This window comes from Clostridium sp. 10cd*, from assembly GCF_044336395.1.
Classification (GTDB): domain Bacteria; phylum Bacillota_I; class Bacilli_A; order Erysipelotrichales; family Erysipelotrichaceae; genus Clostridium_AQ; species Clostridium_AQ innocuum.
On sequence record NZ_CP172347.1, the window covers coordinates 3,438,801 to 3,451,988 of the forward strand.

12 protein-coding genes are annotated in these 13,188 nt (G+C 45.5%); 9 read left to right on the forward strand and 3 right to left on the reverse strand.

The annotated features are described in order from the left end of the window. Positions 1–41: 41 nt before the first annotated feature. Positions 42–2,126: an elongation factor G gene (gene fusA, locus ACG3M1_RS17165; protein WP_008816828.1), complete on the reverse strand. Its 2,085-nt coding sequence runs from the start codon at positions 2,124–2,126 to the stop codon at positions 42–44. Between the two features lie 12 nt (positions 2,127–2,138). Beyond that, entirely contained in the window at positions 2,139–2,810 is a 672-nt protein-coding gene (locus ACG3M1_RS17170) for an ankyrin repeat domain-containing protein (RefSeq protein WP_002609564.1), read from the reverse strand. A gap of 403 nt (positions 2,811–3,213) precedes the next feature. Here ACG3M1_RS17170 and ACG3M1_RS17175 point away from each other — a divergent pair, with 403 nt between their 5' ends. The 4 genes from ACG3M1_RS17175 (at position 3,214) to ytvI (ending at position 6,590) form a co-directional block, all read left to right on the forward strand. Continuing rightward, a complete protein-coding gene (locus tag ACG3M1_RS17175) occupies positions 3,214–3,669 on the forward strand; it encodes a MarR family winged helix-turn-helix transcriptional regulator (RefSeq protein WP_002609563.1) in 456 nt (151 codons plus the stop codon). Further along, a complete protein-coding gene (locus ACG3M1_RS17180) occupies positions 3,666–4,301 on the forward strand; it encodes an HAD family hydrolase (RefSeq protein ID WP_002609561.1) in 636 nt (211 codons plus the stop codon). Before ACG3M1_RS17175 ends, ACG3M1_RS17180 begins: the two co-directional genes overlap by 4 nt. A 9-nt stretch (positions 4,302–4,310) precedes the next feature. Continuing rightward, positions 4,311–5,123: a putative ABC transporter permease gene (locus ACG3M1_RS17185; RefSeq protein WP_008816831.1), complete on the forward strand. Its 813-nt coding sequence runs from the start codon at positions 4,311–4,313 to the stop codon at positions 5,121–5,123. Positions 5,124–5,513: 390 nt separating this feature from the next. Continuing rightward, positions 5,514–6,590: a sporulation integral membrane protein YtvI gene (gene ytvI, locus ACG3M1_RS17190; RefSeq protein ID WP_022300474.1), complete on the forward strand. Its 1,077-nt coding sequence runs from the start codon at positions 5,514–5,516 to the stop codon at positions 6,588–6,590. 673 nt (positions 6,591–7,263) lie between these two features. On the opposite strand, the gene ACG3M1_RS17195 is transcribed toward ytvI, so the two are convergent. Next, a complete protein-coding gene (locus tag ACG3M1_RS17195) occupies positions 7,264–7,887 on the reverse strand; it encodes a flavin reductase (RefSeq protein WP_008728528.1) in 624 nt (207 codons plus the stop codon). A 258-nt stretch (positions 7,888–8,145) separates the two neighbouring features. Between ACG3M1_RS17195 and ACG3M1_RS17200 the strand changes: the two genes are divergently transcribed. The 5 genes from ACG3M1_RS17200 to ACG3M1_RS17220 all read left to right on the forward strand — a co-directional run bounded on the left by ACG3M1_RS17200 (position 8,146) and on the right by ACG3M1_RS17220 (position 13,139). Then, the gene (locus tag ACG3M1_RS17200; protein ID WP_002609553.1) at positions 8,146–8,637 is read left to right on the forward strand and encodes an RNA polymerase sigma factor; all 492 of its coding nucleotides are present in this window, start codon (positions 8,146–8,148) and stop codon (positions 8,635–8,637) included. Continuing rightward, positions 8,634–9,506 carry a DUF3298 and DUF4163 domain-containing protein gene (locus tag ACG3M1_RS17205; RefSeq protein ID WP_008816834.1) on the forward strand — a complete coding sequence of 291 codons (873 nt, stop codon included), beginning with the start codon at positions 8,634–8,636 and terminating at the stop codon, positions 9,504–9,506. Before ACG3M1_RS17200 ends, ACG3M1_RS17205 begins: the two co-directional genes overlap by 4 nt. Next, complete coding sequence (locus ACG3M1_RS17210) at positions 9,506–10,876, forward strand: polysaccharide deacetylase family protein (protein WP_008816835.1); 1,371 nt, start codon at positions 9,506–9,508, stop codon at positions 10,874–10,876. The genes ACG3M1_RS17205 and ACG3M1_RS17210 overlap by 1 nt, the downstream gene beginning before the upstream one ends. A 320-nt stretch (positions 10,877–11,196) precedes the next feature. Then, positions 11,197–12,564 (forward strand): polysaccharide deacetylase family protein, encoded by a 1,368-nt coding sequence (locus tag ACG3M1_RS17215; RefSeq protein ID WP_009270877.1) that lies wholly within the window; start codon positions 11,197–11,199, stop codon positions 12,562–12,564. Between the two features lie 74 nt (positions 12,565–12,638). Next, positions 12,639–13,139 (forward strand): nitroreductase family protein, encoded by a 501-nt coding sequence (locus ACG3M1_RS17220; protein ID WP_008816837.1) that lies wholly within the window; start codon positions 12,639–12,641, stop codon positions 13,137–13,139. The last annotated feature ends 49 nt before the right edge of the window (positions 13,140–13,188 follow it).

A 13,188-nucleotide genomic window follows, 5' to 3' on the forward strand; every position in this document is an offset into this window, starting at 1 on the left:
TAAAGAACACGGGAACCTGCCATGCAGATCCCCGTCTCTGTTTATTCTTCCTCTTCTTTCTTATGCTGTGCAATAATACCGTCCGCAATATTGGATGGTACCGGCTCGTAGCGGTCAAAGCTTTGTGTATATACTCCGCGTCCCTGTGTCATCGCACGCAGCTCGATCGGATATTTCTGTACCTCAGCCAGCGGTACCTGTGCTGTGATTTCCTGATAGCCGTCAACCATATCCATGCCCATGATTGCTCCACGGCGCTTATTGAAATCGCCGATGATCGTACCGGTGAATTCATCCGGTACCTTAACGGTAATATTCACGATCGGCTCCAGCAGGATCGGCTTCGCTTCCGGAATACCTGCCTTATAGGAAAGACGGGCAGCCAGCTTAAACGCCATCTCACTGGAATCGACATCATGATATTTTCCATCCAGCAGAGTTGCCTTGATATTGACTACCTTGTAGCCTGCCAGCAGACCATGCTGCATACATTCCCGAAGACCTGTTTCCACCGCCGGGAAATACTGACGCGGAACGGCGCCTCCGAATACCTTTTCCTCAAATACCATTTCCTCTTCATCCGGATTCGGTGCAAATTCCACGAAAACGTGCCCAAACTGTCCATGACCGCCGGACTGCTTCTTATGCCGGCCTTCACCGACTGCCGTTTTCCGAATTGTCTCATGATACGGTACCTTCGGTGTTTCCAGGCGCACCTCCACTTTATATTTGTTCTTCAGCTTATTCAGTACAACATCAATATGCTGATCACCGATTCCATACAGAATCGTCTGCTTGGTTTCCTTGTTGTTTTCCAGACGCAGGGTAGGATCCTCCTCCACCATGCGTGCAAGCGCACTGCTCATTTTATCCTCATCATTCTTGGAATTCGGGAATACCGCCATACCAAGCATCGGCTCCGAGAATTGAATCGGTTCTACCAGATAGTGCTTTCCCTTTTCACACAAGGTATCATTGGTCTGTGTAGCCTGCAGCTTGACAACGGCTCCAATATCACCTGTAAACAGCTTTCCAACTGCCGTCTGGTGTTTCCCCTTGACGATAAAGATGGTTGAAATCTTCTCCACCTGATCCTTGGTTGCATTATATACGACAGAGTCACTGCTCATCACTCCGGCCAACACCTTGATATAGGAAATACGTCCGACAAACGGATCGACAACCGTCTTGAATACCTGTGCACACAGCGTTTCCTTCTCATTTGTTTCCAGCATAACCGGTTCCTTGGTTTCGGCATCACTGACCATGATACTTCCTGCTTCTCCATATGTCGGGAAGTATTTCACAATCAGATCCATCAGACGCTCTGTACCGACACTATGCGTAGCACTTCCGCTGAACACCGGTCGAATTTCTCCATTCCGCACACCCAGACGTACTCCTCTTGTCAGCTCCGCCTCGCTGAATTCCTCACCGCTGAAATATTTTTCCATCAGCTCATCATCACTCATGGCAATCGCTTCCGCAATCTGATTCTTATATTCGGCAACGATATCCGTCATATCCTCCGGTACCGGCTGTGCCTTGTTCGGATCAGCCAGCGATCCTTCAAAATACCATGCCTTGTCACGCAGAATATTCACGGAGCCGATGGTCTTTCCATTTTCCATAATCGGTACTTCAAACGGAATAACGCTCTTACCGAAGGTTTCCCGCAGAACGGAATATGCCTGATCAAAGGATGCATTATCCTCATCCAGCTTATTCACAAAGAAGATTGTCGGAATGGAGCGCTTCTGTGCTGCCTCCCATGCCTTGATCGTCCCGGGCTGTACAGCATCCTTGGCATCCACGACAATCAGGGCACTGTCTCCAACCGCGATTCCCGCTTCCGCACCGCGAATAAAATCCGCATACCCCGGTGTATCGATAAAGTTGATTTTGCAATCCTTCCACTCGATCGGCACCAGCGAAGCATACACGGAGATACCGCGTCGTATTTCCTCCGGATCATAATCAATCAGTGAGCTTCCCTCACTCGTAACACCAAAGCGATCACTCGCCTTTGTAAAATACAGCATACTTTCCATAACTGCGGTTTTACCGACACCGCTGTGTCCGAGTACGACTACATTTCGTACCTCATGGCTCAGATAGTCTCTCATACAGGCTACCTCCTACTTCAGTATCGGCTTCAGCTGAGCCAGACAGTCTTCGCGTACATAGTGAATTGCCTTGTGACCTTCCTTATCGATCAGGTCCTTATCCGCACCGTTTGCCAGCAGATCCTCCACAAGTCCCACATATCCGCCATATGCCGCACGCATCAATGCCGTACAGCCATTGTTATCACAGAGATTCACATCCGCATTTCGTTCAATCAGCATACGGATAACATCCTTTTTAAATGCAACGCAGGCTTCCATTAACGCACTTCTGCCCACCTCATCCTGCGCATTGATCTCAGCACCGGCATCCAGCAGCACCTCAACGCAGCGATCATGTCCAAGAAAAGCAGCACGCATCAGCGCAGTTCTGCCGCGATCATCCGACGTATTCACATCCGCACCTGCTTCGATCAGCTTCTTGCAGATGGTTTTATTTCCTTTTTTCGCTGCCCCCATAATGGCGGTCTTTCCTTTATTATCTTCCAGATTTACCTCTGCACCATTATCCAGCAGCACGCGTACGATATCCTTGTAATCACGCTTGGCAGCACGCATCAGACCCGTTCTTCCATCACCGTTCTGATAGTTGATGTCAGCACCCTTCTTGATTTCCGCACATACCGTTGCAAAATCACCGTTTGCACATGCATCCCAGAATGCTTTGTTGAATTTCTGATCCATTTTAATTCCTCCTTTAGTTTATACTGAATCATCTGAATAAAAAAACGGACGCAAAGCAATCGCACTTTACATCCATTCTAAGGCCGCGAAGAAACTACGTACATCTTCATCAGGTACGTCAGGGAATGCACTGTCTGTATCAGGTTTTTTCATGATTCTGTTTGCTGTCACAAAACACACGCCCCTTTCTTGCATCACTTCTAGTATAGTTATATTGTATCTTATTTTATGATTTTTGCAAGCGATTTCATGTATATTTTGCCGTTTTTTTCGTTTCGTGAAAAATGAAAATGTTTCATGGAATTTTCGCCTCCCGCTTCCTGAAACCAAAGACCATTGACAGCGAGGGCACACAGTTGTAAAATATGTAAATCACATATAATAAGGAAAGGAAGTCATGCATATGGATATTTCACTGTATGAACAGCAGGTAGAGGAATTGAACCGCAAGCTGACATTTCAGCGTTCCCGTTATCTGAAGGAAGAATACGAGCACTATCGCATTACCGACATGCAGTATTCCGTGCTCTCCTATATACAGCAGCACCCCTGCACCACAATCGGTTCTGTCGCAAAGGCACTGCACACCGATGCAGGCAATATGTCGGCTCTCTGCAAAAAGCTGGAGCACAGCGGCTATCTGATCCGCAAAAAAAGGGAACAGGATGAACGTATTGTGGAGCTTTGCACAAGTCAAAGCGGAGCACTTTGCGTACAGACGATATCGCGTAAGATCCAACAGCACTATGAGGAGCAGTGGAAGCAGTACAATTATAAGGATAAGGAAATCATCGTGAAGGGACTGGAGAAGCTGAACCAGTTTCTGGATGCGATTATGCGAAAGGAGAACATGCGATGACAAAAAAAGGAATTCTGTTTGACATGGATGGAACGCTCATCAACACCTATGAGAATATCAACTTCAGGCAGGCACTGAGCGAATTGAAAACGGTACAGAAAACACTGATTCTGAAAATACTGAAATCCCGCGTTCGCAGCTTTGCGGAAATGGAGACCCGCATTTTGCAGGAGGTGGAAGACCCTGCGGAAGGAAAGGAGCTTGTACGCCGGGTGAGTGATTTTCTGCTGGAGCATTACGACAACGCCCCGTTGAAAAAGGATGCACTCATGTTTCTGCAGTATGTAAAGCAAAAGAATTATAAAATCTGTCTATGCACCAACAATGCGACAGAAATCGTATCCCATATATTGCGGGAAAAGCACATGGAAGCCTATTTTGATTATGTGATAACCTCCCAGCAGGTTACCCGCTCCAAGCCGGACCCCCAGATGTATCTGGAGGCATTGCACAACATTGATCTAACCGCAGAGGAATGCATTGTGTTTGAAGATACCGAAAACGGCGTTATGGCAGCGCGCAATGCCGGAATTGATGTGATCGTAGTGAATGACAAGGAAAAGCGCAAGTACAGTGATGCCCTTATGACGATTCGCGATTTCGGCGATTACCGTCTGTATCAGGAGTTTTAAGAGGATCGTATGGAGCTTATCTTATATTTCTTCCTGTACAGCTTTTTCGGCTGGCTCTGCGAATGTATCTACTGCAGCATCCCCGCGCATACATTTATCAACCGCGGATTTCTCGCCGGTCCCTACTGTCCCATCTATGGCTGCGGAGCACTGGCGGTGCTTCACATTCTCGATCCTTTCGGTTTCAGCATTCCCCTCATGTTTGTTATGGGCATCGTCGTAACAAGCGCCCTGGAGTACGTTACGAGCTGGGGCATGGAGGTTCTCTTTCATACCAAATGGTGGGATTACTCAAGCTATCCATTCAACATTCACGGCCGTGTCTGCCTGAAAAACTCCCTGCTGTTCGGCTGTATGGTGCTGGTTGTCTATTATCTCATCCATCCGGCAATCCAGGAATTTGTGCATCTGTTTTCCCCCGGGATGCAGACTATGCTTTGTACAGCCGCTCTTTTCGGGTTTGGCTATGACCTGTATAACACAGCACTTGCACTGCTGCGCAAGAACAAGGATTTTCAGGAAATCGAGGAAAGCATTCGCGAGCTGCGGCAGGAATTTGCAAATGCCAGCATTACTTTGCTTCAGGAGAATCTAAGCGATGCGGTAGCACGGGTTCTGGATTCCACCAATGCGGATGAGATTCTTCTGGAGCGTATCGAAAGGCTGCGGCAGCGCATTACATCCCTTCACACCAAACGCAAACGCACCCATATCCGATTACAGAAGGCATTCCCGACAAGAATAGAAGCTATCTCACGGATCAATGCAGAGCGGCTGTTTTCCATCATCAATGAACGCAGAAAAAAAGAGGACGGGAAGTAAATGGGTCCTTACTTGATCGCCGGTAAATTTAAAGCATAAGAATTCAACACGATCGTATTGATCGATAGAAGCTGTATTCACTCTGTTAGCACACACAAAAAAGTAAAAAAGAACCGTAAGCTGTATCTGTATCCTGAGTATATGACAGGAATCCGCACACTTCTCGGTTCTTTTTTTCTATACTGTATCTATACTCTCTGTATAGCATCAAAAATAGGTTTTCCAAACCCGGACATGCCCTGCCGGACAAGCACAAGGCAGCTTGTGCAAACATCATCCGCCACCGCTGTTCTTTCATACATCAGCTGTTCAGCATTGCAATCCGTCTATAAAGCATCTGACAACAAACATTTCCGCGGATTACGAAGCAACCGCAAAGGAGGAAGTATTATGAATACGGAAAAACAAAGAGCCTTTATCATCCATTTTGTTTACAGCTGCCTCATACTTGCACTGCTGTATCTGTTTCTACGCTATGTGATGTATACGATCATGCCCTTTCTGATTGGTTTTCTGATTGCCTTCATGCTGCGTCCGCTCATCAAAAGGCTGACAGCGCTGAGCGGCGGTCATGAAAAGCTTTGGTCATCAATTGTGATTCTGGTCTTTTATGCGACCATCGGTGCCTTTGTGACACTGCTATTTATGAAGGGCTTTGCATTCCTGAAGGATTTTGTGGAAGACATACCAAGACTGTATCAGCAAAATCTGGAGCCGTTTCTCAACGATACGCTGGGAAATGTGGAAAGTGTATGGAAGGAGGTGGATATCACAGGTGCGCAGGCCATCCAGTCCTTTCTGGACGGCCTGCAGTCTTCTTTATACAGTATCATATCCTCCCTGTCCAAGCATCTAGTATCCCTGTTCACCGGCTTTGCGTCCTCCCTTCCCAATCTGCTTATCGCCTTCTTCTTCGCCATCATATCCTCCTTTTTCTTTAATGCCGATTATCCGCGCATCATAGCCTTTTTTATCCGGCAGCTTCCGGAGAAGGGAGCACAGATCGTCTTTACCTCCCGGCACTATTTCACTGATACGATTGCACGCTTCGCCGTCGCCTATGGCAAAATCATGCTACTGACCTTTTTCGAGCTGACCATTGGACTGCATATACTGGGGATTGAAAACGCACTCGTCATTGCCTTTCTGATTGCTATTTTTGATGTACTGCCTGTGCTTGGAACCGGTGGCATCATGCTTCCCTGGATTCTAATCAGTTTTTTGAACAATCAGGTGAAAACAGGTGTGGGTCTGCTCATTCTGTATCTTGTCATCACCGTGATACGCAATATCATTGAACCGAAAATCGTTGGAAAACAGATTGGTCTGCATCCTCTGCTGATGCTTATGTGCATGTACCTGGGGGCAAGGCTGTTCGGCTTTCTCGGTATCTTCATACTTCCGATTCTCATATTGATTGTACAGAATTTAAACGATACCGGCATCATCCATATTTATAATTCGTAACTGTACTACGTATATTCATGTATTCGTAAAAGGCGTCATCCCTGGAACATCCTGCGATGTTCTTTTTTATTGATTTTTCGGCTGTCTCTAATGAAATCATAAATACCAGCAGGTGTGTAAATGCGGGAACCGGATGCTACGTCCCGCACTATAGCATGCTTCCACTTTATTGTATTTTTATCGGATACAAGTAGGATACATGCATTTGCTACCTTATATACGGAAGAAAAAAACAAGGAGGGTCGTGATATTTACACGAAAAAGAGCAAGCACGTATGCAGACGTTTCCTTTGGAAATTATCTGGTAAACAAAAGAGGATAGCGCTACACAAAAGGATTGCTGTCAAGCTGCTTGTGATTATCGCTTCTCTGTATGCATACTTTCGTAGGTAAGCAATTGCGGTATACAGCTATATGCCCCTGTCTGCTTCTGCAGGCAGAAAAAAGAGCCTGCTCAGCTATTGCCACTGACCAGACTCACCTGCACGTATATGATTTTAAATGTCATCAGAAGAAAGACTACTCTTTCCTCTGCTGCATGTATGGCGAACAGTCTCTACATATGCATAAGGTTTACAAGTATGCAACTGCCTCTTCCAATCAGCTGCATGGCATTGCCCGCCTACAGTGACTGTGCATGCTCCTATTCAACAACTGCCGGATTTGTCTTTGTTTACAGCTTTTCAAACAATGCCGCAGGTGCACCGCATAACGGACATACATAGTCCTGTGGAAGCGGATCTCCTTCATAGATGTAACCGCAGATTGTACATCTCCAGCCGCTTTTTTCACTCTTTTCCTGATAGCTCGGTGCATTCTTCGGGGTAGCTCCGTTTTTCACCTGATGATAGTAAGCATAGGTCATAACCTCTTCCTCACTGAGCACTTCTGCCTCTTCCACTTCCCCAACAAACATGACATGCGTACCCAAATCAAGTGTTTTTACAACCTTGAGACTGTAGCGTGCCGCCATGTGCTCACTGGGATAGGGAACCCCGTGTGTATCTCTTCGGTAAGTGCACTGCGCGAATTTGTCATTGTCCCTGCTGGAACAAAAGCCGAAATTTTTAATGATATCCATACCGCAGTTCTGCGTTAGCACGACTGCACTGAAGCGTCCTGATTTTTCAATCAGCTGCTCCGTATAATTGTCCTTGTTCAGGGTTACCGCAAGCTGTGCAGGAGATGAGGTTACCTGATGCAGGGTATTTGCAACGCAGCCTGCATCCTTTCCCTCTGAAGTAGTTGAAATGATGTATAAGCCGTAGCTCAATTTAAAAAATGCTGTTTGATCCATATTGCTTCCTCCTTTAATATTAAGAACCGTTCTTATTTATACATATAGTATGCGCCTTTTTCAGACATTTGTAAAGAGAATTGCCCAGTCTTCATTTAAGCTTTTTTAAGAAGTTCTCCGTATGCGCAAACAGGGTTTCATGTCATAATACATATGAGCAGGATTCGACTAATTTATACAAATTTCTATAAATTTTTCAAACTTTCTTCCTGTAATATGCGTCTAATAACTGAAACAGCAAGATAGGAGACACGGTACATGAAACAGCGACTGCATCCGGACGATCTGGAATTCTATTTAAAATCGAATGAAAAACGCCTGTATCGTCTGGCATATTCTTATATGCATAGCGATGCGGATGCCAAGGATATGCTGCAGAATGCAATCCTAAAGGCATTTACCGGTCTGACCAGATTGAAAAACATGGAGTATATGGATACCTGGTTCTACAGAATTCTCATCAATACCTGTCTGGATCAAATCCGTAAGCAGCGTCGGGAATCGGTATATCCGCTGGAGGAAGACATCATGCTGCAGGAGCATACCGACATGCTGCTCAGTGAGGAGCTTCATCAGCTGCTGTTTGCATTGGATCCGAAAACCAGAACCATTCTCATCCTCCGCTTTTTCGAAGACCGCAAGCTGGATGAAATTTCGGATATCCTGTCAATGCCTTTAAGTACCGTAAAGACACGGCTTTATAAAGGATTGAAGGACATGCGTATACAGATGGAGGAACAGGATGTATGAAAAAGGTAGATAAGCTACGACAGGAATATGAGGAAATACAGACACCGCAGGATTTGGACAGCTTTATGGATACCTGCATCGATCAGGCACAGAAAAAGCAGAGCCGCTTTACCTTTTACAGGCTATGGAAGCCTGCGCTCAGTGCTGCCCTTATAGGTTATCTGATTGTGCTGAACACCGTACCGGCGTTTGCCCAAAGCGTATTCGCGATTCCTCTGCTGGGCGATGTCTCCCGTATTCTGTGCGTGCGGGAATATCAGAAAACCAGTGATGTGGATTCCTTAAGCGTCAAGGTTCCGGAGGTGAAAAACACGGGAAATCCAGAGATGGAGGAGCGTGTGAATAAACAGATTGAGGAGCGCATCAATAAAACCACCGAGCAGCTGTATAAGGACAGTGCACAGGTTCGGGAAATGATGAAAAAGGAAAAGGTGGAATCGCTGACCGCAAAAACAGAGGTCACAATCGATTATAAAATCACCTGTAATCAAAAGAACCTGTTATCCTTCCAGATTATGACAAACTATCAGCTGAATACCTCCATGCAGGAATATCAGACCTTCAATCTGGATTTATCCAGTGGAAGAGACATCACACTGCAGGATTTGTTTGGCAAGGATTATGAGGATACTATTAACACCAGTGTCCGCAGACAAATCAAAGAGCGTACAGAGCAGAATGAAAATGCAAGCTATTTTGACGGAGCGATGGGATTTCAGGGAATCCGTAAAAATCAGCCATACTATATTGACAGCAAGGGAAACGTTGTCATCATCTTTGAAAAATATTCCATTGCCCCCGGGTATATGGGAACACAGGAATTTAAAATACCTTGCAGTGAGCTTCACAAGTATACAGGAGGAAAGTAATGATGAAACAGGAATACAAACGGAACAGACATGTCAACCCAAAGCGGCTTATGCTGCTGATACTGATACCGGTTCTGCTGCTGGCAGGCGGCTTCGGGATTTATAAAATCATGGCTGAGGATGCGTATGCGGCCTACAACACCTATGACGAAAGCAATAAGAAGGAAGGTACGATGGAGCATTTCACCGAGGAGAAGGAGGATACCTATTATCTTTCCTTCTATTATCCGAAGTTTGAAGATAAACAGCTCAATGAAATCGTACAAACCTATCGCAGTACAAGTATACAGACAAAGCGCAAGCATGAAGGCATGCAGTATATCGCGATTGATTATGCCAGTGAAAAGCTGTTTGATCAGTATGTGAATCTAACCTTTATACAGAAGATTTATGATGCTGATGAAAAACAGGTGGATGAAGTCAGAAATCACTATACCTATGATACCAAACAGAGAAAGCTAATCACCGTGCAGGATGCCCTGCGTCGGGATTATGTGCAGGTGGTAAAAAAGCTGGCAGAGACAGCAGGCATAAAAACCCCCAGCATCACTTCCCTGCAGGTGCAGGTTGAAAAAGACGGGCTTATGCTCTATACCGGCAAGGAAACAAAAGGGATGGCCTTTCCCTATAAGGAATATAAGAAATACATCCGCCTTGCGAACCGAAACATTCCTTCACTATATCAAAAAGACGCGATCATTCCGACAGAGCAGAAGGTGGATCCCAACAAGAAAATGATTGCCTTCACCTTTGACGACGGTCCGCATTGGCAAAATACACAAATCATCATGAAGGAATTTGAAAAATACAACGGACGTGCCACCTTCTTTATGCTGGGACAGAATGTGAAGGACGACACGACCGGTGTGGATCACACGGATATCGTTCGCGATATGTATAAACGCGGCTTTGAGGTGGGAAATCATTCCTGGGACCACTCCATGCGGATCGCCGCAAGCAAAAGTGATGCGATGAGCAAAGCTGAAGTAAGTGATGAAATCTATAACACGCAGGACGCCATATTTGCGGCATGCGGTGCGGATGCGACGATGTTTCGTCCACCCTATGGTGCATTGAATAACAATGTACGTGCCGTATCCACTCTGGATTTCGCACTCTGGGATTTGGATACTCTGGATTGGAGCAATAAAAACGCAGATATCATCACCCAGAATATCATGCAGAATGTGCATGACGGCTCCGTTATCCTACTGCATGATATCCACGATTTTTCCAGAGATGCCATCCTGCAGGTGCTGCCGAAGCTGGAGGCAAAGGGCTATCAGTTCGTTTCCCTTTCCACTCTTCGCAAATATAAAAACGAAGAGCTGGTAAATGAAAATATCGTCATCCCTGCCTCCATGAAGTAACATCATATCAATTCGCTATTTTCAATTCAGTGTATTGCCATACCGCTGCAGGTATGGCTTTTTTGTACAGCCTGTAATGCAATCCAATGTATGAAAGACCGTTTGTAATGCCTATGCAATTGGAATCCATATGACAGCAATACGCAACCTTCCATATGAAATACACAGTGGTATTCATTGCTACAGGATCCATTTCGCCAACAGACCTCATTATTTCCCATATCTTACAGAGTTATGAAATTTATGATTTTTCAACCACTACAAGGTAATTTATGTAAAAGGATGCTATAATATTACCGGATAGCTATTTTGGAGGGATTATGAATACGAGAAGAAAAAAAATAAGGAAGGATCGACTGGCAATTTTACTGGTACTCTGTGCCGTGGTGATAACCACAATCGGCTTCGGAATATGGAAAATCAGCGGCATGCTGTTTCATGATCCGTACGAAACATACAAAGCCTATGAAACAAAAGGAAAAGATTACGGAGATATACAGCAGGTCAGTAAGGAATATGAGAACGAGGCGTTTGTATCCTTTACCTATCCTGCATATGAAGAAAAGGAATTAAACAGCCTTGTCAAGGCATACGAGAAAAAGACTGTGCCAGCGGCCGGTAAGACAAAGAAGCAGATTACAAGCATTGATTATGACAGCTCACTGCTTTTTGACCGCTATGTGAATCTGGCATTCCACAGACACACATACAATGTTGATGGTGTGCAAACGCATACAGAGACCACATGGATGCTGTATGATAAAAAGCAGAAGAAGCAGCTGGTGCTGGAGGATGTATTGCGCCGTGAGTATCCTGCTTTGGTGAAAAGGCTGGCCGGGGAACAGGGCTGGAAAAAGGATATAAAGCGTGATACTAGTGCCCTTTCCATGACAAAGACAAGCCTGCGTATCCATCTGGATGAAAAGCATACCGTTTCCATTCCATATAAGGAATATAGGAAATACATAAGACTGAAGGATTCCCATATACCGTCATTGTACCAGAAGGATACAGCGGTTGCCAGGGCACAGCCAAAGGTTGACCCTAAAAAGAAGATGATCGCCTTTACCTTTGATGACGGGCCAAGTGCCTATACCTCGGAGGTCATGGATATATTTGAACAATACGACGGACGCGCCACCTTCTTCATGCTTGGACAAAACGTGGAGGCAAACCGTGATACAGTAAAGGAAATGTATAACCGCGGCTTTGAGCTGGGGAATCATTCCTGGGATCATTCCATGGATCTTGCGGCTTCCAAAAAAGGATACATGTCTGTTTCACAGGTCACGGAAAACATTTATAAGGTTCAGGATGCAATCTATGCCATCTGCGGTGCAGAGCCGCAATATTTCCGTCCGCCATATGGTGCGGTAAACAACAATATGCTGAAGGGCAATCATCTTGGCTATGCGTTCTGGGATATCGACACAAGAGACTGGTCCAGCAAGAATGCCGCCAGCATCACTGCTGCAGCATTGAACGGGGCAAAGAACGGCAATATCGTTATTTTGTTTCATGATATATATGAGCCAAGCGTGGAAAGTCTGAAATCCATCCTGCCGGAATTAAAGAAGCAGGGCTATCAGTTTGTCACCTATTCCACTTTAATGAAATATGAAAAGGACTACCTGTTGAAGCTGGATGCCGGCTACGGCGTATCGGAAGCATACGCAAACGGTCATTAGATCTGCGCATTATTCGCAGGTCTTTTTTCTTCATTTGTGCTATACTGAAGAAAAAGGAAAAGGAGGAAAAGCATATGCTTACTGAAATATGGACAAGGCAGAGTATACGCCGCTATGAAGATCGGACAGTAGAAAAGGAAAAGCTGGAGGAGCTACTTCGCGCCGCCATGCATGCGCCTACGGCAAGGAATACACAAAGCTGGCGATTTATGGTGATTCGCAATCGGAAAGCTCTGGATGAGATGACAACCCTGCAGCCTTATACAGGAATGATGAAAACAGCGCCCTGCGCCATTCTTGTGATGGGTGATCAAAAAGCTACCGATTTGGATGAATATCTGTACTGTGACTGCAGTGCCGCAATCCAAAACATCCTGATAGAAGCACGGCATCAGGGACTGTCAACCTGCTGGTGTGCCGTGGGACCGCGAAAGGAGCGCATAAATAACTTTCGCAATTATTATAAGTTGAAGGAGGATTTACTCCCGGTTGCGGTCATTGCTGTGGGCTACGGTTGTGAAGATAAAGAAATTGCGGATCGCTTTGACCCAGATAAGATTTCATACTTCGACTGATGGATGAAGGATACTTCGTTTCTCGTAAATGAAAATACGCAAAGGTATC